The following is a 21,383-nucleotide window of genomic DNA, read 5'->3' as shown; positions in this document are numbered from 1 at the left end:
ATATCCCTAGAACTTGGTATTTTTCGCGGTCGGCCCTCTCATCTGGCGCCAGCAATGGCTCCCTGGTCCGCCAGCCAGGGGAACCTGACAACGTCGCGCGGCCTTCATCGCTGCTCACCTTCAACCCAAAGCTCTCCCGCAAGCGGGAGAGGGAGTCATTCATTCGGGAGCCGTACGGGAGCCCCCTTCACGAGTGCCCGTCCACCCGCATCTGGAACAGGAAGTAGGGCGGAATGCACGCCCCGCGTCCTTCGGGCTGCCCTTCGGCTTGCGCGCAGATGTAGTCCTCGCGGCAAGGCTGTTGTGCCGAGCAGCTGCGCAGGTTGCCGGGCCGCGTGTGCTTGCTCAGGCAATCCCCGAAGGGTTGCTTGGCTGCCAGGCACTGGTTGAAGTCGCTGAGGATGGCGATGCCACCGCAGGTGCCGTTCGGGTCTTTCGGATCGCAGCGGCCCGAGCACATGCCGCCGGGGAATCCGACCGAGGTTTTCTCGCAGACCGAATCCGCGCCTTCGCAGGTCGTGGCGGCGGTGCGCGGCAGCTTCTGCGCGCGGTCGCGCCACGGGTCGGCCGAGGCGGTGATGTGCGTGGGCTCGCAGCTGGCGCCGACGGTGGCTTTGTCGGGCAAGGCGTTCGCATCGTCCGGCGAGGCCAGCGGGCGGAATGCGTCGGGCAGGGGTGTCGTCAGCGCGGCCTTCACATAGCGTTCGCGCCGCGCCAGTTCATCCTGCAAATGCGGCGAATGCGGCAGCGCGAGCGCGTTGCCGGTCGTGAAGGTGCGCGAGGCGCCGCGCCGGTCCACGCCCAACAGATGAAAGCCCGCAACCGCGCGGCTCTGGTGACAGCCCGCGCAGCTCAGGTCGTCGAGACGGCGCAGCACGGCCTGCGGTGACTGCAGCGTGCGGCTGCCGGGCAGGGGCTGCCAGTCGCCGGGCGCGAACAGCTGTTCGAAGGGGCGGTTCGCCAGGCGCTCGAGGCCGCGTGGCGCCACGGAGACCGACTCGGTGGCCAGGAAGCGATCGGGGATGCGCACGGTGGCGTTGTCGAGCGCGCGCAGCGTGTCGGGCTGCTGCAGCCATTGCAGCAGCGCCTTGCGCAGCGGGGCGTCGGCCTTGAGCTTCGCGACATCGGGCGTGTTCTCGAGCGGGCCTGCGTCGAAGCGCTGCGTGCCCGCGTTCCAGCGGAAGGCGCGCAGCAGGTATTCGGCATGGCCGCCGAGGTCGGGCCGCACGGCCGAGGGCCAGCGCACGCTCTGCAGGTTGGTCGTCACCTGCGCGATGCGGGCCTGTGCGAGCCGCGGCGGCGCGAGCGGGCCGTCGGCCGATACGAGCCAGCGGCCGAGGGCCTCGTCGTTCATCGACGCTTGCGGTGGTTGCCAGCTGCGTGCGGCGCTGGCGCAACTGCCGTCGGCATCGGGCGCGTCGCCGCGCAGTTCGACGGCGACGGTCATCGGCAGGCGCGACTGCATCGCAGCCGAGCGGTACGCCAGCCGGTACACGAGCCGCGTCTCGCCGCAGGCACCGGGCTGGAACGGTCGGCGGTCCATGCGGTTGGCCACGCCGACCAGCTCGAAGAAGGCGTCGGGGCTGGCGAGCCAGCGTGCGTCGAAGATCCGGTGCGGGTAGCGCGCAATGCCGACGCCGGCTTGCGGGTCGCGGCGCTGCAGGGCGGCGAGGCTGGCCTTCAGCGGGTCGGCGATCGATTGCCAGGCCGGCGAGCGCGCGAGCGCCTGGTTGGTGGCGATGCCGCTGGCAGCCACGGGCACGTCGAACCAGCGACCGAAACCGGCGCCGGATTTCTCGGCAGCCTGCAGCGCGACGGGCGAGGTGACGAGCAGCACCGGGTCGGCTGCGTGGGCGAAGGAGGATGCCAGCGCGAGGCCGGCGGTCAGAAGGTGAAGGAGGCGTGGCACGCGGACGATTGTGCCGCCGCGAGTCAGCCCGCCACCGTCAACGCCATCTGCTGCCGCATGAGTCCGGCCACGGCCACGCCCTGCGGATCGCCCAGCCGCTCCAGCGCGGCGATCACGCCTTTGCGATCCTCTTCCGAACGGTCCTGGTTGAGCTTGAACTTGCCTTCGAGCACGCGCACGGGAATCTCGACCGCGGCGATCATGTCCAGGCGCGGCGCCACGAAGTCGAAGGGCATGGCGTCGAAGTCCCAGGTGCCGCCCATCGGCGTGTCGTACAGCGCGACGGTGCGGCGCAGCACGGCATGGATGGCCGTGCGCTCCTCGATCACGCGGGGCATGCCGCGCGCGTGGATCGCGGTGTAGTTCCAGGTCGGGAAGGTGCTCTGCTTCACGTACCAGCTGGGCGTGACGAAGGCATGCGGCCCCTGGAAGATGGCGAGCACCTCGGCGCCTGCACGCAACTCGTCGAACTGCGGGTTCTTCTTCGACAGGTGCGTGGTGAGCAGGCCGGGGCCGTCGTCCTGCGCGTCGAGCAGGAAGGGCAGGTGCGTGGCGCTGGCGCCTGAAGGGCCGACGGTGATGAGCGTGCCGAAGCTCCACGCGCGGATGCCGGCGTGCAGCGTTGCGAGGTCGTCCTCGATGTACGGCTTGGGCGTGTACATGGCGAGGGCTTCAGCGCGCGGCCAGCGCGTGCATCCAGCGGGCGGCGTCGTCGAAGGCGCGGCCCGCCACGTCGGCGATCGACACCGCTTCCAGAAAGCCGTGGATCGTGCCGGGGTAGAGCACATCGGTCACGGCCACGCCGGCCTCGCGCAGGCGCGCGGCCATGAGCACGCTGTCGTCGTGCAGCGGGTCGCACTCGGTGATCGCCAGGCACGCGGGCGGCAGGCCCTCGAGGCGCGCCGTGAGGCTGGCCAGGCGCGGGTCGCGAAAGTCTTCGGGCCGGCGCAGGTACAGGCCGTAGAACCACACCATCATGTGCAGCGACAGGCCGTACTCGCCCGCGCCGTAGCGCACCACCGACTCGCGGTACAGCTCGGTGCTGTAGGCGCCGTAGTTCAGCAGCATGCCCAGGGGCAGGGCCTCGCCCGCGTCGCGCAGCACGAGGCAGGCACCCACCGACAGGTTCGCGCCCGCCGAGTCGCCGCCGATGAAGAGCTGCGCGGGGTCGATGTCGAGCGTGCCCGCGTTCGCCGCGAGCCAGCGCATCACGTCGACGCACTCGTCGTGCGGCTGCGGAAACTGCGCCTCGGGCGCCCGCGTGTAGTCGATGCCGATGACGGCGATGCCCGCGCGGCCCGCATACTCGCGCATCACGCGGTCATGGGTGTCGAGACTGAACAGCACGAAGCCGCCGCCGTGGATGTAGACCAGCGCGCCCTGCAGCGATCGGTTCTTCGGGTAGTGCACGCGGATGCGCACGTTGCCGTGGCGCGTGGGCACCTGCTGTTCGACCGTGCGCGCCATCGTCGGGCCGCCTTCGGTCCACGGCGCGCGCACCTTCTCGGCATTGGCGCGGCCTTCGGCGATCGGGATGGTGTGGCGCTTCGGGTAGCGGCCGCCCTCGGCCGCCATGAGGCGCATGAACTCGACGATCTGCGGATCGAGCGGGGGCGGGGCGGTGGGGTTCAGCCAGGTGGCGGGCAAGGGGTTGGCAGTCACGCGAACACTTTCTCGGGAGGGCGATGGACGGGTTTGGCCAGCGACGCGAGCGGCCGTGGCGTGGCCGCCAGCAGCGCCTGCGTGTAGGCATGGCTCGGCTGGTCGAACACGGCGTCGCGCGGGCCTTGCTCGACGATGTGGCCGCGCTCCATCACGACGACGCGGTCGGCGATCTGCTCGACGGCCGCGAGGTCGTGGCTGATGAACAGGCACGCAAAGCCGTGGTGCGCCTGCAGGCTTTGAAAGAGCCGCAGCACCTGCGCCTGGATGGTCATGTCGAGCGCTGACACGGGCTCGTCGGCCACCACGAAGGCCGGCCGGCGCACCAGCGCGCGCGCAATCGCCACGCGCTGGCGCTGGCCGCCCGAGAGCTCGTGCGGGTAGCGCGCGCCCAGGCCGTCCAGGCCGACTTCATCGAGCGTTTCGTGCACGCGCTTCACGCGCGCGGCGGCATCGAGCGCGGGCAGGTGGCGCAGCGGCTCGGCCACGATCTCCTGCACGCGCATGCGCGGGTCGAGCGACGAGAACGGGTCTTGAAACACCAGCTGGCAGGCGAGCCGGAAGCGGTGCAGCGCGGCGCGGTCGGCGCTGCGCACGTCGTCGCCGCGAAACAGGATCTGCCCCGCGTGCGACGGCGCGAGCCGCAGGATGGCGCGGCCCAGCGTGGTCTTGCCCGAGCCACTGCCGCCCACCAGCGCGACCATCTCGCCGGGGTGGATGTCCAGGTCGAGCCGGTCGATGACCTGCACCGGCGCATGGCGCTTGAAGAAGCCGGCGCGTGGGCCGGGGTAGCTCACGCACAGGCCGCGAACCTGCACCAGCGGCTGCTGCGCCGTGGCCGGGGCCGGCTTCGCGGCCTGGCGGCGCGGCAGGGCGTCGACCAGCTTGCGGGTGTAGGGCTGCTTCGGGTCGACGAGGATGGCGGGCACGTCGCCCGTCTCCACCAGCTTGCCTTTCTCCAGCACGATGGCGCGCTGCGCATAGCGCCCGACCAGCCCGAGGTTGTGCGTGATGAGCAGCACGGCCGTGCCCTGGTCCTTCGCGAGGCCGACCATGAGGTCGAGCACTTCGCGCTGGCTCAGCGTGTCGAGCGCGGTGGTCGGCTCGTCGGCGATCAGCAGGCGCGGCTGGAGCAGCATCACGCTGGCCAGCATGATGCGCTGGCGCATGCCGCCCGAGAACTCGTGCGGGTAGGCGTGCAGGCAGCGCTCGGGGTCGGCGATCTGCACGCGGCGCAGCATGTCGAGGCAGCGCGCGCGAATCTCGGTGGCCGACAGCGTCGTGTGCATGCGCAGGCCCTCGGCCATCTGCTCGCCGATGCGGTGCACCGGGTTGAGCGAGACCATCGGCTCCTGGAACACCATGCCGATGCCGGGCCCGCGGATGGGGCGCATGGCTTTCACGTCGCGTGTGCTCAGGTCTTCGCCGTCGAACACGATCTGCCCGCCGCTTTGCGCGATGCCGGGCGGCAGCAGCTGCAGGATGGCGCGCGCGGCCATGGTCTTGCCGCTGCCCGATTCGCCCACCACGGCAAGGAACTCGCCGGGGTGCACGTCGAACGAGAGGTCGTGCACCAGCGTCTGGGCGCCGCCGTGCAGGTCGATCTTCAAGTGCCGTACGGAAAGCACGGGCGCCGAGGAAGAGGAGGAATGGGTCATGACTTCTCCGTGCGCGGGTCGAGCCGGTCGCGCAGCGATTCGCCCAGGAGGTTGATGCCCAGCAGCGTGAGCGCGATGCACAGGCCCGGCACCAGGCACAGCCACACGGCCGAGGCCATGTAGGGGCGTGCGCTGGAGAGCATGTTGCCCCAGGTGGGGGCGGGCGGCGGCACGCCCAGGCCGAGGAAGCTCAGGGCGCTTTCCGACAGCAGCACCCAGCCGAACATGCTGGTGGCCAGAACGGCGACGGGCGCCACGCAGTTGGGCAGGATGTGGCGCCACATGGTGTAGATCTCGCCGTTGCCGATCATGCGCGAGGCCTCGACGTACTCGCGCTCGCGCAGCGACAGCACGGTGCCGCGCACCACGCGCACCACCGAGGGCGCGTAGGCCATGCTCAGCGCGAGCACGATGCCCCACTGGTTGGCGCCCACGATCACCATCACGCCCAGCGCCAGCAGCAGGCCCGGAAAGGCCAGCAGCGTGTCGTTGAAGGCCATGAGCACGCGGTCGGTCCAGCCGCGCACGAAGCCGGCGAGCACGCCCACCACGAGGCCGACGGCGGTGGCCAGTGCCACCGTGAGCAGCGCGATGAGGCAACTGGTGGAGGCCGCACGCATGGCACGGCTGGCCACGTCGCGCCCGAACTCGTCGGTGCCCAGCCAGTGCGCCATCGACGGCGGCTGCAGCTTGCCGCGCAGGTCGATGCCCAGCGGGTTGTAGGGCGTCCACAGCGCGGCCACCAGCGCCAGGACCAGCAGCACGCCGATGAGCACGCCGCCCACGAGGGTATGGGTCTTGATCTTTTTCACTGCACCGACACCCGGGGATCGAAGAGGGGATAGCACATGTCCACGATCAGGTTGATGACCACGTAGATGCAGGCCGTGAACAGCAGGCAGCCCTGCAACACCGGGTAGTCGCGCGCGAAGATCGAATCGATCATCAGGCGGCCCAGGCCGGGCAGGGTGAACACCGTTTCGAGCACCGCGATGCCGCTCAGCAGATGGCCCAGGATGAGGCCGATCATGGTGAGCGTGGGGTTGAAGGCGTTGGGCAGCACGTGGCGGCGCAGCACCTGCGACTCGGGCACGCCCTTGGCGCGCGCGTGCGTCACGTACTCGAGCCGCAGCACCTCGATGGTGCTGGCGCGCGACATGCGCGTGAGCACGCCGGTCTCGACCAGCACCAGCGTGACGATCGGCAGGATCACGTAGAGCAGGCCCTGCGAGAAGTCTTCCGACATGGGCACGTAGCCCACCACCGGCAGCCAGTGCAGGTACTGGCCGAAGAACATCAACAGCAGCAGGCCGAGCCAGAAGCTCGGCACCGACAGCATCAGCGTGGCCGCGCCGATGATGGCGAGGTCGGTCGGCCGGTCTTTTCGCCAGGCGGCGACGAGGCCGGCGGGCACGGCGATCAGCGAGGCCAGCGCCACGGCGGTGAGCACGATGACGGCGCTCACGTGAAAGCGCTCCCAGATCAGCGGCAGCACGGCCAGGCCGTTGGTGGTCGACACGCCCAGGTCGCCGGTGAGCGCGTGGCGCAGCCACACGACGTACTGGGTGACCAGGGGCTGGTCCAGCCCCATCTGCTGGCGTGCGAGTTCGAGCTGCGCGGGGTCGGCGCCTTCGCCGAGCATGAGCTGCACCGGGTCGCCCGGAATCAGCCGCATGAGCGTGAAGACGGCAATCGACACCAGCAGCAGCGTCGGGACCGTCATGGCGATCCGTCGCAAGAGGTAGGCAAGCATGGCGGCGGCGCCCCGTTAGCCGCGCGCGTCGAGCCGGACGTTCCAGAACCGGGGCTTGGCCGGCGCCCAGCCCTTGAAGCCAGTCACGCTCTTGCGCATGGCGGTGGCGTCGCTGGCGTTGAAGAGCACGACCATCGGCACGTCCTGCAGCATCTGCTTGTGCAGCTCGTCGAACAGCACCTGGCGACGTGCCTTGTCGCGCGAGACCATGCTTTCGGTGAGCCGGGTCTGCGCGGCGGCGTTGTCCCACACCTTGCGCGGCTGCGCGGCCTTGTCGCCGGACACCATCTCGTAGTTGAGCGAAGGGTCGATGCGCGCCGAGTAGATGAAGGCCATGCTCTGGTACTGGCCCTTGGTGTAGCGGTCGAGCTGCGTGGCCCAGTCGAGCACCTCGAGTTCGACGTTGATGCCGGCCTCGGAGGCCATGGCCTGCACCAGCACGGCGGCCGAGTACAGCGCCTCGTAACGCTTGTTGGCGACGAGCTTGATCGGCTGGCCGCGGTAGCCGGCGTCGGCCAGCAGCTTCTTGGCGCCGGCGATGTCGCGCTTGTAGCCGCCGGCCTGCACGGGGCTGTAGAACGGACTGGACGAAGGCACGACCGAGTTGTTGACGGCCGACAGGCCCTCGGTGACCGACTTGGCGATCTCGGGCGTGTCGAGCGCCAGTGCCAGCGCGCGGCGGACGCGCACGTCCTTCAGCAGCGGATCGGTGGTCTGCAGCAGCAGCGCCACCATGGTCATCACCGGCGTGGTGTCTACGCGCACGTCGCTGCGCCCGCGCATCTCGACCACGTCGGCCGGGCTGGGGCTGATGAAGGCGTCGATGCCGCCGCTGTACAGCGCCGCCTTGGCCGCGGCCGAGTCGGGAATGACGACGAAGCGCAGGTTCTCGATCTCGGCCTTCTTGCCGCCCGTGAGGCCGTCGCGCGCCTCGGGGCGCGAGGTGTAGCCGTCGAAGCGCGTGAGCTCGATGTACTGGCCGCGCTTCCACTCCTTGATCCTGTAGGGGCCGGTGCCCACGGGCTCCTTCCACTGGCCGTCGGCGCCGAGCGAGCTGCGGTGCAGGATGGCGGCGCCGCCGCAGTCGGGGCGCGCCATCATGGTGAGAAACAGCGCGCTCGGACGCTCGATCTTGAACACCACCGTCTTCGGCGTGGGCGCTTCCACCGCGAGCACCTTGGTCATGCCCTTGCCGTCGAACTCGGGCAGGCAGCGCCAGCCGCTGGTGGGCTTGAGGTAGCGCTGCCAGCTCCACACCACGTCGTCGGCGGTGAGCACCGCGCCGTTCTGGAACTTCACGCCGTCGCGCAGGGTGAAGGTGTAGGTCAGGCCGTCGGCCGAGGTGTCGACCTTGCTCGCGAGCATCGGGCCGACCGAGGTGTCCTCGCGCAGCGCGACCAGGCCTTCGACCACGTGGATGAGCACGTTGTCGGTGTTGTCGTCGCGGTTGCCGCCGGGGTCGGTGGAGCGGATGTCGGAGTTGATCTGGATCCGCATCGTCTGGCCGGCCGGGGCCTGGGCGAAGGCCGCGCTGGCGGCCAGGCCGAGGCCGAGGACCAGCGCGGCGGCGGTGCGCGCAGCGGGAGGGAGGGACGGGGGCGTGGGCAGGTTCATGGCAACACTCCTGGCGAAAGCTGGGCGGGGCGGGCGGATCAGAGGGAATACTCGGTGAAGCGGTGCGCCTTGAAGGGCGCCGGCGCGATGCGCATCTTTCGTGCCGCCGGGTCCATGACGATGGTCGCCACGGTGGCCGACGAGGCACCGCCCGGGCCCGCGCTCGGGCTGCGGCACACGGCGCGCGGTGCGCCGAAGCGGTCTTGCAGCGCGTCGAGCACGTCCTGCTCGGTGAGCAGGCCCGCCGCGCGCCGGTTGTGCAGCGCCTCGGTCACGCGGCGGTCGCGGTAGAGCGAATCGGGCGTGGTCTCCAGGCTGCGGTCGACCACGCGCGCCAGCGCCGCCGGGGTCTTGAAGTGGTTGGCGTGCACCAGGATGCCGCCTTCGGGCTGCTGCCAGAACACCTGCTCGGGGCAGGTCTCCAGGCTCACGGCCTCGCCCTCGGCGTGCGTGATGATCATGTTGTTGGAGATCGAGCGCGCGCTGCGGGACACCACGCCCAGCGCGTTGGCGTACAGCGTCGACTGCAGGATGCCGCGGCGGATCAACGCCAGCGGCACGCCTTGCTGCTTGCCGTCGTTGTCGGCCTTGATGAAGTTGCCGGTGACGGCGATGCCCGCGCTGTTGAGCCCCGCGCGCGCCAGCGTGCCGGCCTCGGCGAAGGTGAGCATGGCCGGGCCTTCTGCGGGCTGGATGCGCAGCACCACGCCGAGTTCGAGGCTCTCGACGCGCCAGTCCCAGTTTTGCGCATGGATGAGCTTGCCGTCGCGCGCGGCCGAGGGCATGACGACCACGCCGGTGCAGCCGTCGGGCGGCTCGGTGGCTTCGAGCTGCTGGAAGGCGTAGAGCATTTCGCTGCGCGCGTTGAGCGCCACGATGTCCTCGGCTGGCACGCCCGCGCCTTCACCCACGCCTTCGATCTCGCGCAACATGCCGGCGTCGAAGGCCTCGACCAGCGGCATGAAGCGGCGCGCCAGCGCGCGCGTGCGCTCCCAGCTCAGGCCCACACGCTCGAAGGCGGCGCGGTAGGTGCGCAGGCTGAGGTCGATGCGGTCGCCGGCGGCGCGGCCGTACTGGCGCCCGCGCTGCTGTGCGTCGCCTTCGATGTCGTACAGGGGGAACGATTCGATGTCCATGGTGTGTCTTGTCTCCGGGGCTTGTCTTGTGTGTGCGATGCGGCCTGAGGTGCTCAGGCTGCCGTGTCGGCGGCTTGTGCGGTCTGCGCGATGGCGGCGCGCAGGCTGTCGATGATCTGGTCGATGTGCCGGCGCTCCAGCGTGAACGGCGGCGACAGCGCAATGGTGTCGCCCACCGAGCGCACCAGCACGCCGCTGTCGTCCAGGCAATGTTGCGCCACGGCCTGCGCATGCGTGCCGGGGCCCGAGGCCCAGCCTTGCAGCTCGATGCCGGCCAGCAGGCCGACGTTGCGCACGTCGACGACGCCCGGCAGGCCGCGCAGGCTGTGCAGGCCGTCCTCGAAGTAGGGCGACAGCTCGGCGGCGCGGGCGATCAGGCCGTCTTCGGTGTAGGCGTCGAGCGTGGCCATGGCGGCAGCGCAGGCCAGCGGATGGCCCGAGTAGGTGTAGCCGTGCGACAGCTCGACCGCGCTCACGCTGCCGTGCATGAAGGCGTCGTGCACCGCGCCGCGCATGAGCACTGCGCCCATCGGCACGGCGCCGTTGGTCAGGCCCTTGGCGGTGGTGATGAGGTCGGGCGTCACGCCGAACAGGTCGGACGCGAAGTTGCTGCCCACGCGCCCGAAGCCGGTGATGACCTCGTCGAAGATCAGCAGGATGCCGTGCTTGTCGCAGATCTCGCGCAGGCGTTGCAGGTAGCCGCGCGGCGGCGGCAGCACGCCGGTGGAGCCGGCCACGGGCTCGACGATCACGGCGGCGATGGTCGAGGCGTCGTGCAGCGCGACCAGCGCTTCGAGCGCGTCGGCCTTGTCGATGCCGTGCGGCGGCTCGCCGCGGGAGAAGGCGTTGCGCGCCAGGTCGAGCGTGTGCGGCAGGTGGTCCACGCCGTTGAGCAGCGGCCCGAAGGTGCTGCGCTGGCGCCCGATGCCGCCCACCGAGATGCCGCCGAAGCCCACGCCGTGGTACGAGCGCTCGCGCCCGATGAGCCGGTAGCGGCCCGCGTCGCCGCGCGCCCGGTGGTAGGCCACCGCGATCTTCAGCGCGGTGTCGACCGACTCGGAGCCCGAGTTGGTGAAGAACACGTGGTCCATGCCGGCCGGCGCCATCTGCGTGAGGCGCTGCGCCAGCGTGAAGGCGGCGGGGTGGCCGATCTGGAAGTTGGAGGCGTAGTCGAGCACGTCGATCTGCGCTTTCATCGCCGCGCTGACCCGCGGGTTGCGGTGCCCGGCGTTCACGCACCACAGGCCGGCGATGGCATCGAGCACGCGGCGGCCGTCGGCCAGGTCGTAGTGCAGGCCCTCGCTGCCCACGATGAGGCGCGGCGCCTGCTTGAACTTGCGGTTGGGCGTGAAGGGCATCCAGAACGCGTCGAGCGAACCGGGTGGCGTTGTCAGGGTATCGGCGGAAGCCACGGTGTTTTTCTCCTTGGGAAACGACCCGTCGTCCGGGTCGGCGTGGGGCCGATCTTGAAATCCAAATTGTATTTTTGGCGTGAGATGTACATGGTTTTTTAGGGCCAAAAATACAAAGAACCCGCGATGATCGGCACCCAGCCCGTGTTTCCGGAGACCCATGGATGGCCCCGCAGCAGCAGATGCAGACGCAGATGGACAACAAGTCGGTCCCGCCGCTCACCCAGCGCGTGAGCCGCTACATCCTTGACCAGGCCCTGGCGGGCGGCTACGAGAACGGCCGTCACATGACCGAGACCGACCTGGCCGGCCGGCTCGGCATCTCGCGCACGCCGGTGCGCGCCGCGCTGCGCCTCTTGCACGAGCGTGCGCTGCTGGCGCACGTGCCCAACCGCGGCTACACGCTGGTGGCCGACCGCGAGGCGCTCGACCGCGCGCGCCGCGAGATGCCGGAAGACGAGGAGAAGACGCTCTACTACCGCGTGCTGCGCGACCGCCTCGCGGGCAAGCTGCCGACGCGCGTCAACGAACTCGAGCTGGCCCAGACCTACGGCGTGCCGCGCCCGCTGCTGCGCAACGTGATGACCACGCTGCTGCAGGACGGCGTGCTGCGCGGTCGCCACTACCAGCGCTGGGAGTTCACCGAAACCCTCGACTCGGTCGAGAGCGAGCGCGAGAGCTACCGCTTTCGCCTGGTGGTCGAATGCGCGGCGCTGCGCGAGCCGGGCTTCAAGGTCGAGCACGAGCGGCTGCTGGCCTGCCGCGAACAGCAGCAGACCTTGCTCACGCACGCCTCGCGCCATTCGTGGATGGAGTTCTTCGAGGCCAACGCGCAGTTCCACGAGCTGCTGGCCAGCGCCTCGGGCAACCGCTTCATCCTCGATGCCGTGAAGCAGCAGAACCGGCTGCGCCGCATCTCCGACCTGTCGGACTACCCGCTCGTGAACATCGACCTGCTGCGCAAGTCGTGCCGTGAGCACCTGCAGATCCTCGATGCGGTCGAGGAGAACAAGCTCGAAGTCGCCGCCAAGCACATGCACGCCCACCTGAGCCGTGCCAGCGACATCCTGGAGCGCCGCGTGATGGGCGACCTCGATGCGCTCGGCGAATGAGCCACCGCACCCTTTTATGACCACCCAAGAAACGACGGCTCCCGATGCCGCGCTGGCCGACGGCTGGCGCGATGGTTTTCCCACGGCCGGCACTGCGGTGCAGCGCCCGCGCGAACGCTCGATCTTTCAGGCGCCCGAGAACCGCTGGGCCTTCTCGCACCTGCGCGAGCTGCAACCGACGCGCAACGTGTCGCGCGGCACCGGCCCGGTGTCGGTGCTGCCGCGCGCCGAACGGCCCGAGCTTGACACGCTGGCCTTCACCTTGCCCGCCGACGGCTCGCGCACCGACTGGCGCAGCGCGCTCGCGGCGATCTGCGCCGACGGCGCGGTGGTGCTGCACCGTGGGCGCATCGTCTACGAGCGCTACTTCGGCGCGCTCGACGAACACGGGCAGCACATGGCGATGTCGGTCACCAAGTCGGTCGTCGGCACGGTCGGCGCGATGCTCGCGGCCGAGGGCGCGCTCGATGAGCACGCGCAGGTGCGGCACTACATCCCCGAGCTGGCGACGAGCGCCTTCGGCCACGCCACCGTGCGCCAGGTGATGGACATGACGACGGGCATCGACTACTCGGAGGACTACACCGACCCCGAGGCCGGCGTGTGGAAGCACGCGCGCGCCGGCCAGTTGCTGCCGCGTCCTGCGGGCTATGCGGGCGCTGAGGGCTACCGCCAGTTCTTGCAGACCGTGCAGGGGCAGGGCACGCACGGCGAGGCCTTTGCCTACCGCACCGTCAACACCGACGTGCTGGGCTGGCTCATCAGCCGCACGGCAGGGCAGCCGCTGGCACGGGTGTTGAGTGGGCGCATCTGGTCGCGCCTGGGCGCCGAGCAGGACGCGGCCTTTGCCGTGGACGGGCAGGGCGCCGAGTTCGCTGGCGGCGGCCTGTGCACCGGCCTGCGCGACCTGGCGCGGCTGGGCGAAATGATGCGACTGGGCGGCGCGTTCAACGGCACGCAGATCGTGCCCGAGGCCGTGGTGGCCGACATCCGCCGCGGCGCCGATCCGGCGCGCTTCGCGCTCGCGGGCTACACGCGGCTGGCCGGCTGGAGCTACAGAAACATGTGGTGGGTGGCGCACGACGCGCGCCGCACCTTCACCGCGCAAGGCATTCATGGCCAGGCGCTGCACATCGACCCCGAGGCCGAGATGGTGGTGGCGCGCTTTGCCTCGCACCCGCTGGCCGCCAACGCGCACCTGCCGACCTCGATGCCCGCCTTTCGCGCGCTGGCCGAGCACCTGATGCGCAGCTGATTTCCTTTCCTCCTTCTCTTCATTTCTCTTTCTTCATGCTCACCCAAGTCACGACCAACGCGAGCCTGCAGGCCCGCAAGAACGCCGCCTGCGCGCAGGGCATCGGCACGCTCACGCCGCACTTCACCGCCCGCGCCGACAACGCCGAGCTGTGGGATGTGGAAGGCCGGCGCTTTGTCGACTTTGCCAGCGGCATCGCCACGCTCGCCACCGGCCATCGCCACCCGCGCATCGTGGCGGCGGTGCGCGCGCAGCTCGACGACTTTCATCACACCTGCTTCCACGTCACGCCCTATGAGGAGTACGTGGCGCTGTGCGAGCAGCTGAACCGCCTCGTGCCCGGCCCCAGCGCCAAGAAGAGCGCGCTCTTCACGACCGGCGCCGAGGCCATCGAGAACGCGATGAAGGTGGCGCGCGCCGCCACCGGCCGCAGCGGCGTGGTGGCGTTCTCGGGCGCCTTCCACGGCCGCACCTTCATGGGCATGGCGCTCACCGGCAAGGTCGCGCCGTACAAGGCGGGCTTCGGTCCGATGCCGGGCGATGTGTGGCACGTGCCGTTTCCGGCCGCGCCGCTGGGCGTGACGGTGGACGACAGCATCGCGGCGCTCGACCGGCTGTTCAAGACCGACGTCGATCCGCAGCGCGTGGCGGCGATCGTCATCGAGCTGGTGCAGGGCGAGGGCGGTTTCTACGTGGCGCCGCCCGCGCTCATGGAACACCTGCGCGCGGAATGCGACCGCCACGGCATCCTGCTGGTCGTCGACGAAATCCAGACCGGTTTCGGGCGCACCGGCAAGCTCTTCGCGCTGGAGCATTACGGCATCGAGGCCGATCTGGTGACGACCGCCAAGAGCCTGGCCGGCGGCTTTCCGCTGTCGGCGCTCACGGGGCGCGCCGAACTCATGGACGCCACGCGCGTCGGCAGCCTCGGCGGCACCTACGCGGGCAACCCGCTGGCGGTGGCCGCGGCGCTGGAGACGATGCGCGTGATCGAGAACGAAGGGCTGGTCGCCCGCGCCCGCATGCTCGGCGAGCGGCTGACGGCACGCCTTGCGGCGCTGCGCCCCGAGGTGCCGCGCATCTGCGACGTGCGCGGCCTGGGCGCGATGGTGGCGGTGGAGTTTCGCGATCCGCACAGCGGCGAGCCCGACGCCGAGTTCACGAAGCGCATGCACGCGGCGGGGCTCGAACGCGGCCTGCTGCTGCTGACCTGCGGCGTGCACGGCAACGTGGTGCGCTTCCTGTTTCCGCTCACCATTCCGGAAGCGGTTTTTGAAGAAGGACTGGGGCTGCTGGCCGAATCGATTCGGGCGGCCAACGTCTGAACGACTAACGGCGCGGCGCAATGCCGAGCGTGCGGCAGAAGTCGTAGAAATCTTCGAGCTGCAGCGACTTGTCGAACACCGCATCGACGCCTGCCGACAGCGCGCCTTCACGCACCTCGGAGGTCGCGTGGTTCATGAACACCACGGTGCGCTGCGCGGGCGACTTGCGCTCCCTCAAGTGGTTCGCAACCGTCAGGCCGTTGCCCTGCGCGAGGAACACGTCGATCACGGCGGCGTCCCAGGCGTCGGGGTTCGCGTCGAGCCAGTCGATGGCTTCGTCGCTGCTGCTGGCGGTGGCGACGACTTCGCATCCGGAGAATTCCCTCAGTCCATCGGTCAGGGTGGTGGCGATCAGGGGGTTGTCTTCTATGAGGTAGATGCGGGTCATCGGTGCGTAGCCTGGAAATGAAATGCGTCGGCTCGTCTGCGCTTGTGGCGCGGGTCTGCCGGGCCGGTCCATTGTCACGAGGCGAGGGCGGGGCGGAGTCGGACAACGCCGCCACATGGCGTCCCCCGCGCACGCCAAAGCGCTGTTTGTGCATTGCATCACTGGCGTACAAGACGCGGGCGCGGGGCGTGCCTATCTTGCGGGGCTTCTTTGACTCCGTCACGACAGGTTCTTCGATGCCGCGTTCTTCGTCTTCTTTCGCTCCCCCCTTCACCGCTTCGGGCCGCAGCGCGCTCGTGCAGGCGCCGCCGTGGCACTACGCCGGCTGGCTGGTCAATGTGGGCTTCTCGTTCGATGCCGCACGCGGCGCCGCGCTGGTGCCGCCGGAGGTCGGCGTGGCCACGGGCCATGGCTGCGTGCATTTCGCCGACTGGCAATCGTGCGGTGACGACGGGCGCGAAATGCTCGACCCGGTGTACGCGCAGTATCGCGAGACCATCGTGGTGCTCGAGATCGAGCCGGCGCGCGGCGACACGTCGCGCCGCTGCTTCTACTGCCCGCTCATCTACGTCGACCAGGACATCTCGATGCTGCGCGGCTGGCTGCAGGGCTGGCCCAAGAAGATCGGCCAGACCTGGCTCACGCGCAGCCTGCCGCTGATCCATCCGGCCGCCGCACCGATGGCGGCCGGCAGCCGGCTCGGCGCGAGCCTCAGCGTGAAGGAGCGGCGGCTGGTGGATGCCACGGTCACGCTGTCGGGCGAGGCGAGCGGGCCGCTCGGCTTTCTCGCTGCACCCACCATCGGCGCCATCGGCTGGCCCGACCTGACGCAAGCCGGCAGCGTGGCGGTGCCGCGCTACCTGCGCGCCGACATCATCGACCGCGTCGAAACGGGCTGGGTGCGGGGCGAGGCCACGCTGCGCTTTCACGAGCACCCGGTGGAGGAACTCGCGCTGCTCGGCCCCGTGCAGGCGACGCAGGCCAGCGCGGGCTGGATGGGCCTCACGGTGCGCGGCGCGATCGCGGTGTGAGGAGGGCGCTGCCTCCGACAGGTAGCTGCGCTACCCTCGGCGGGTCATGACGCTTCCCGCCCCGACGACCTCGCACGTGATCGGCCTGCCGCTGGCCGACGGCACGCCGGTCGAGGTGATGTTCGCGGGCGATCCCAAGGCGCACTTCTCGCTGCACTGGCATGCGGAGTGGAGCGTGGGCGCGATCGTCGAGGGCCGCTGCGAGTTCGTCTGCGCCGGCGCGCCTCGCACCGCACAGGCCGGCGAGCTGGTGCTGATGCCGCCGTTCGCGCTGCACACGGCCGGCGTGAGCGCGCAGGGCTTTCGCATGGCGATGCTGTACGTGCCGCACGCCTGGGTGGCGGCACGAATGGGGTGGCCAATTGGTCGGCGAGGGGCGCTGCGGCAGGAGGTCTGGCGCGACGAGGCGAGCGTCGATGCGCTCGCGCAGGCGGCATCGGCAAACGACGGTGCGCGCATCGGCGCGCTGCTCGACGACATCTTCCGCACGCAGACGACCGCCCCGCTCGTGGCGGTCGCGCGGGCGGCGGGCGATGCGCGCGTCGAGGCCGTGTGCGACCTGCTCGCGACCGAGGACGCCTGCCGCATCGAACCCACGTCGCTGGCCGACCGGCTCGGCGTGTCGCGCGAGCACTTCCATCGCCTGTTCCGCGCGGCGGTCGGCATGGCGCCGGCGCAGTACGCGCGGCTGGCGCGCATCGCCCGCGCCAAGGTGCTGCTGCGCGAAGGCCATGCGCCCGCCGAGGTGGCCGCGCAATGCGGCTTTGCCGACCAGGCGCATTTCTCGCGCTGGTTCCGCCGCTGCTTCGGCGTGACGCCGGGGAACTACCGGGTGGGCGGCTCGCCAAAAACCGTCGCGTGAGAAACTACGCCCCCGAGCGAGCGCCCCGCGTATGAACGACAAGTCCTTGAATCTGAAAGAAAAATCATCTCCGTCGCGCCCATGAGCTTCGGGAAGGATATGAGGGCGAGTTGAGGGTAATCGTCAATCAGTGCACGACTCCCTTTAGTCGCAAGTAGCTCTGCTACAGGTTGCTGTGCGGGGGGATTTTATTCGCCCGCCGCAGTTCGAAGCCATTTCTCCATTTCGGTCACGCACAGGCACTCATTATTTCCTGAGTCCTGTTTGGCTCCCATTTGAGCCATTCCGATCACTCGATACAAATCATCGACGAGTGGGCCCCCACTGTTGCCTTGTCTTATAAGCGTGTTGATTTCAATGCGCTCAAAAGTATTTCTCTTAAGATGCCCGATGACCTTCCCTTCGTCGTAGGCGTATTCTCGTTTTGATATATGCCAATTCGGAAATCCAAGCAAATGAACTTCGTCATGCTTGCGTGCCTGTGCTCCAAAGGATGAGAATTTCTCAAGAAATTTCGGCTTGTCTTTTTCGAAGTCTAATAGGGCTATATCTCGGTATTTGTCAAATGCTAGCACTCGTACAGGCCACTCTTCCATCGTGGGCGGATGCTTCAGCGTAAGTTTGGCTCCTGGAAGTAAGTGATAGTAGGGCCCTTCGTCAGTAGGGGCGGCCAGCATTTCGTCATACCGTAAGACATGATCACAGGTGACTATTCCGTACTCACCAAATGAGAAAGCCGTGCCTCTACTGTGAAGTATTTCGCCTGAGGCCTCATCAATTGCTTCAAGGTCTAGAACAAATACTGCTGAATTGACGTCTTTTGCTGTGCGTACAACCGAAACCACGGGGAGTGGTTGGATCTTAAAATGAGGCGGTTGGATTGCGGACTCTTTTAAGAGGGCGTTGAATTTTTCAGCAAGCCGATTGTAAAGTACGTCATCGCTGGAGCGAACTGATTTGAGGTATAGAAGTTTTCCTCGCAAGACGTTGTAAAGGGGTGGGCGCCCCCCATCCCGTCTCTGCCGGTGATAAGGTTTATTTTTCCAAACTTCTTCGGCGGCCGGGTACCCATGTTTTTTCCAAGCATTTAAGGCACCCCTGATTTCGTCAACAAATCTTCGTCGAACATTTGGAAATTGGTTGATTGTTAAGCCGGTGACTTCTTTTCTGCGAGATGGGCCGCTGATGCGGACTTTTTCCTCGTTGATTGTGAAACCGTGCTCTGCGATGGCCGCCTTCAATTCGGCGCCAAGTTGAAGCTCTGCGCCATCGAAATCACAAATGGCCGAAGGAAGCCGGTTATGTGATGGCTTTTTAAAGGAAAAGGTAATATCGTCGCAATAGCGGCTGTAGCGGGCGCCATTTCTTCTGGCCAGATCGACCAATTGGCGATCAAGTCCTCTGCATATGAGGTTGGATATGAATGGGGAGGTTGGAGCGCCTTGAGGTAGCACTCCCTCTAAACACGTCATTTGCGCCAGTACGGTTGCGACTGAGAAATGATAATTGAAAGGGAATTTCATCCACATGCCACGCACTCTTTTGAATGTGATTGATGGGAAAAAGTCCTTTAAATCAATGTTTAGTACAAACGTTGTTTTGGGGCTGCAGTGTTCTTGCGCATTGGTCACAATGCTCCGGTTGGCAACAAATCCATGCACGCAGGATCGAAAATCCGGCGCTTTGGCGACCAAGTAATCAAGGAGTTTTCTTTGAAGGCGTTTGAGCTTTTTGTTCGGGGCACTAATGATTCGTTGCCCTCCGCTCTTCTTATTTATCAGAAAAGTCTGATATTTAACGCCCGGATAGAGAAGGGTTTGAATCTCTGTATAGGGTTTTCCGAAAACCTCCTGGGCCATCGAGTCTGGGAGGAATTTAGATAAATCTAAATTCATAATTCCTTCTAATGCCGGCATCAGAACTTTCCCAAATGCAAAGATGTAGGTGTCGCCTCGCTAGCTTTTCCCAATACCCTAACGATTATCGTAAGGTTAATAGAACGTACGGCAAGCATATGGGGTTGCCGTATCACAATGCCAGTCGTTAACGCTGGCAACTTTAAGTCTCGGAGCGAGGCGACAAGTTGATTCTAAGGCGTAACTAATTTTTTCGGCGCGGGCGAAGGTTCTCAATGCCGAGCAGGGCGCAGGTTCTGGTGAACGAGGTACTGATGGACTCCCGGTTGTGCGGGAAGATGCGACCGGTCCGCTCGGTCGAGGTGCGGCGATTCACGATGATGGCCTGCGCCTCGGGCACCAGGTGGCAACGAACATCGTTGCCGAACTTCTCGCCGGGGTGTTTCATGTCCCGCACCCAGATTTCCGTGTGCTGCTCGTCCAGGTCCTCGAAGACCTGTCGGGTGATCTCCTCCTGTCGGCGCGTGCTGAAGATCGCGTAGCAGATGATCAGCTGCATCGGAATGGCGTCCTTGCGCTTGACCAGGCCGAAGTGAACCATGAGCTTGTCTCGCTCTTCGAGCGTCGGTCGCCTGTCTCGCTCACGCGATTGCGACGTCAAGCCGGGCGACTTGCAGACCTTGCGCGCGTCATTGGCGTCATTGATCACCTCGGGGTCGAGCTGATAGTTCCAGGCCGGACGGGCCAACTGGTAGACCGCGGCTACGTGGGACAGGTAGTTGCCCACGGTCCGCGGCTGAACGCCAAGGTCCTTCACGAACTGAACGCAGTCGGCGCTGGTGATGGTCGAGCCGCGCTGCTTTGCGAGACTGCTCCCGGCGACCGTTGCAAGCACTTGGGCCTCGTCCTTGCCGATCGCCTTGCGCGACTCATCGATGTACTTCTGGATGGCTTCAGCGAAGGTCGTATCGGGAGCCCTGAGCTTTTCGAAGGCCCGGCTTGGATAGCTCGGCCTCACGGTTCTTCATCCAGAGCTTTGCAGTCGGCTCACGGCCAAAGGTTTCCGTTTTAGTGTGGACGACGACGCCTTCGTCCTGAATCCGAATTCGAGCCATGTGCGCTACGCTTCCGTCCGCGCGCTTGCGTTTGGTGATGCTGCCCAAGGAGTCCCTCTCGTTGGTACATGCCGAACTTGTGGCAAAAATGTGCCAACGAAGCCCAGAAAACAGTGATGAACAAGACCGAATGACACCGAATGAGATGAGCGGTAATCCCGTGCCAGTGCTTGATTTCCCTCGTAAAGCCCGTGCCACCGAGGCCATGCGCCTTTCCGTGGCCCCGATGATGGACTGGACCGACAGGCATTGCCGCGTCTTCCACCGCCTCATGACACGCCACGCGCTGCTCTACACGGAGATGGTGACCACCGGCGCGCTGATCCACGGTGACGTGCCGCGCCACCTGCGTTTTCATGAAGAAGAACACCCCGTCGCGCTGCAGCTCGGCGGCAGCGAGCCGCACGACCTGGCGCACTGCGCCAAGCTCGGGCAGGAGTGGGGCTACGACGAGATCAACCTGAATTGCGGCTGCCCGAGCGAGCGCGTGCAGCGCGGCGCGTTCGGGGCCTGCCTCATGAACGAGCCGCGGCTGGTGGCCGATTGCGTGAAGGCGATGGTCGACGTGGTCGATGTGCCGGTCACGGTGAAGCACCGCATCGGCATCGACAAGATCGAGAGCTACGAGTTCGTGCGCGACTTCGTCGGCGCGGTGAGCGAGGCCGGCTGCGGCACGTTCATCGTGCATGCGCGCAACGCCTGGCTGCAGGGCCTGAGCCCGAAGCAGAACCGCGAGATTCCGCCGCTGCGCTATGCGCTGGTGCACCGCCTGAAGCACGACTTTCCGGCGCTGCAGTTTTCGATCAACGGCGGCATCGCCACCAACGCGCAGGTGCACGAGCACCTGCGGCTGCTCGACGGGGCCATGATCGGCCGCGAGGCGTACCACAACCCCTGGTGGCTGGCCGAATGGGACGCCGAGTTCTACGGCGACGCCCCGCAGACGCTCACGCGCGAGGACATCGAGGCGCAGATGTGCGACTACATGGTGCGCGAGGCGGCCGAACACGGCACCAACTGGTGGTCGATCGCGCGCCACATGCTGGGCCTGCGCAACGGCCTGCCCGGCGCCCGCCGCTGGCGCCAGGTCTGGAGCGACCACCGCCTGAAGACCCGCCCGCCGCACGAAGTGATGGCGCTGGCGCACGAACCCGTCGCCGCTCAGGCCGCCTGATTCCCTTCGCCGTCGCCACCGACTTTGTAGACAGTCAACACAATTGAGCGAAGTTGACGCTCGATGGAACACAGTTTCATGACAATGCAACAACAAGTGTGAGCGAAGCACCTGTTTTTGC

Annotated in this window: 18 protein-coding genes; 6 read left to right on the top strand and 12 right to left on the bottom strand. The window is 67.3% G+C overall.

All coding sequences use genetic code 11. The features are described 5' to 3' along the window. Window positions 1-187: 187 nt before the first annotated feature. Genes AC07OH_RS10435 through aptA form a run of 9 tightly spaced genes read right to left on the bottom strand, consistent with a single transcriptional unit; the run spans window position 188 to window position 11,144 of the window. A complete protein-coding gene (locus AC07OH_RS10435; protein WP_495300548.1) occupies window positions 188-1,909 on the bottom strand; it encodes a hypothetical protein in 1,722 nt (573 codons plus the stop codon). Window positions 1,910-1,932: 23 nt separating this feature from the next. Then, complete coding sequence (locus AC07OH_RS10430) at window positions 1,933-2,571, bottom strand: FMN-binding negative transcriptional regulator (protein ID WP_495300547.1); 639 nt, start codon at window positions 2,569-2,571, stop codon at window positions 1,933-1,935. A gap of 10 nt (window positions 2,572-2,581) precedes the next feature. Further along, window positions 2,582-3,571 carry an alpha/beta hydrolase fold domain-containing protein gene (locus AC07OH_RS10425; RefSeq protein ID WP_495300546.1) on the bottom strand — a complete coding sequence of 330 codons (990 nt, stop codon included), beginning with the start codon at window positions 3,569-3,571 and terminating at the stop codon, window positions 2,582-2,584. Beyond that, window positions 3,568-5,229 (bottom strand): ABC transporter ATP-binding protein, encoded by a 1,662-nt coding sequence (locus tag AC07OH_RS10420; RefSeq protein ID WP_495300545.1) that lies wholly within the window; start codon window positions 5,227-5,229, stop codon window positions 3,568-3,570. The genes AC07OH_RS10425 and AC07OH_RS10420 overlap by 4 nt, the downstream gene beginning before the upstream one ends. After that, the gene (locus AC07OH_RS10415) at window positions 5,226-6,041 is read right to left on the bottom strand and encodes an ABC transporter permease (protein WP_159271486.1); all 816 of its coding nucleotides are present in this window, start codon (window positions 6,039-6,041) and stop codon (window positions 5,226-5,228) included. The genes AC07OH_RS10420 and AC07OH_RS10415 overlap by 4 nt, the downstream gene beginning before the upstream one ends. After that, the gene (locus AC07OH_RS10410) at window positions 6,038-6,982 is read right to left on the bottom strand and encodes an ABC transporter permease (RefSeq protein ID WP_062473187.1); all 945 of its coding nucleotides are present in this window, start codon (window positions 6,980-6,982) and stop codon (window positions 6,038-6,040) included. The genes AC07OH_RS10415 and AC07OH_RS10410 overlap by 4 nt, the downstream gene beginning before the upstream one ends. 15 nt (window positions 6,983-6,997) lie before the next feature. After that, window positions 6,998-8,596, bottom strand: coding sequence for an ABC transporter substrate-binding protein (locus tag AC07OH_RS10405; protein ID WP_495300544.1), 1,599 nt, complete (start codon window positions 8,594-8,596; stop codon window positions 6,998-7,000). Between the two features lie 38 nt (window positions 8,597-8,634). After that, on the bottom strand, window positions 8,635-9,732 hold the full coding sequence (locus AC07OH_RS10400) for a C45 family autoproteolytic acyltransferase/hydrolase (RefSeq protein WP_495300543.1): 1,098 nt from the start codon (window positions 9,730-9,732) through the stop codon (window positions 8,635-8,637). A 53-nt stretch (window positions 9,733-9,785) separates the two neighbouring features. After that, window positions 9,786-11,144 carry an omega-aminotransferase AptA gene (gene aptA / locus AC07OH_RS10395; protein ID WP_495300542.1) on the bottom strand — a complete coding sequence of 453 codons (1,359 nt, stop codon included), beginning with the start codon at window positions 11,142-11,144 and terminating at the stop codon, window positions 9,786-9,788. A gap of 164 nt (window positions 11,145-11,308) precedes the next feature. Here aptA and AC07OH_RS10390 point away from each other — a divergent pair, with 164 nt between their 5' ends. The 3 genes from AC07OH_RS10390 to gabT are packed head-to-tail and all read left to right on the top strand — an operon-like array spanning window position 11,309 to window position 14,836. After that, window positions 11,309-12,256 (top strand): GntR family transcriptional regulator, encoded by a 948-nt coding sequence (locus AC07OH_RS10390; RefSeq protein WP_487849427.1) that lies wholly within the window; start codon window positions 11,309-11,311, stop codon window positions 12,254-12,256. Window positions 12,257-12,272: 16 nt separating this feature from the next. Further along, the gene (locus AC07OH_RS10385) at window positions 12,273-13,511 is read left to right on the top strand and encodes a serine hydrolase domain-containing protein (RefSeq protein ID WP_495300541.1); all 1,239 of its coding nucleotides are present in this window, start codon (window positions 12,273-12,275) and stop codon (window positions 13,509-13,511) included. Window positions 13,512-13,546: 35 nt separating this feature from the next. Continuing rightward, on the top strand, window positions 13,547-14,836 hold the full coding sequence (gene gabT, locus AC07OH_RS10380; RefSeq protein WP_495300540.1) for a 4-aminobutyrate--2-oxoglutarate transaminase: 1,290 nt from the start codon (window positions 13,547-13,549) through the stop codon (window positions 14,834-14,836). A 4-nt stretch (window positions 14,837-14,840) separates the two neighbouring features. On the opposite strand, the gene AC07OH_RS10375 is transcribed toward gabT, so the two are convergent. Further along, window positions 14,841-15,224, bottom strand: a complete 384-nt coding sequence (locus AC07OH_RS10375) for a response regulator (RefSeq protein ID WP_062473196.1) — start codon at window positions 15,222-15,224, stop codon at window positions 14,841-14,843. Window positions 15,225-15,460: 236 nt separating this feature from the next. Between AC07OH_RS10375 and AC07OH_RS10370 the strand changes: the two genes are divergently transcribed. Continuing rightward, entirely contained in the window at window positions 15,461-16,255 is a 795-nt protein-coding gene (locus AC07OH_RS10370; protein ID WP_495300539.1) for an acetoacetate decarboxylase family protein, read from the top strand. A gap of 46 nt (window positions 16,256-16,301) precedes the next feature. Further along, window positions 16,302-17,117 carry a helix-turn-helix transcriptional regulator gene (locus AC07OH_RS10365; protein WP_495300538.1) on the top strand — a complete coding sequence of 272 codons (816 nt, stop codon included), beginning with the start codon at window positions 16,302-16,304 and terminating at the stop codon, window positions 17,115-17,117. A gap of 188 nt (window positions 17,118-17,305) precedes the next feature. On the opposite strand, the gene AC07OH_RS10360 is transcribed toward AC07OH_RS10365, so the two are convergent. Both AC07OH_RS10360 and AC07OH_RS10355 read right to left on the bottom strand, forming a co-directional pair. Continuing rightward, window positions 17,306-19,033, bottom strand: a complete 1,728-nt coding sequence (locus tag AC07OH_RS10360; protein WP_495300537.1) for a reverse transcriptase domain-containing protein — start codon at window positions 19,031-19,033, stop codon at window positions 17,306-17,308. A 184-nt stretch (window positions 19,034-19,217) separates the two neighbouring features. Continuing rightward, complete coding sequence (locus AC07OH_RS10355; RefSeq protein WP_495300536.1) at window positions 19,218-19,991, bottom strand: site-specific integrase; 774 nt, start codon at window positions 19,989-19,991, stop codon at window positions 19,218-19,220. Between the two features lie 302 nt (window positions 19,992-20,293). Here AC07OH_RS10355 and dusA point away from each other — a divergent pair, with 302 nt between their 5' ends. After that, window positions 20,294-21,262, top strand: a complete 969-nt coding sequence (dusA, locus tag AC07OH_RS10350; RefSeq protein WP_495300535.1) for a tRNA dihydrouridine(20/20a) synthase DusA — start codon at window positions 20,294-20,296, stop codon at window positions 21,260-21,262. Window positions 21,263-21,383: the final 121 nt, after the last annotated feature.

The sequence above is a fragment of the Variovorax sp. GW821-FHT10C12 genome, from assembly GCF_059415405.1.
This window is presented reverse-complemented; position numbering and strand designations above follow the sequence as displayed.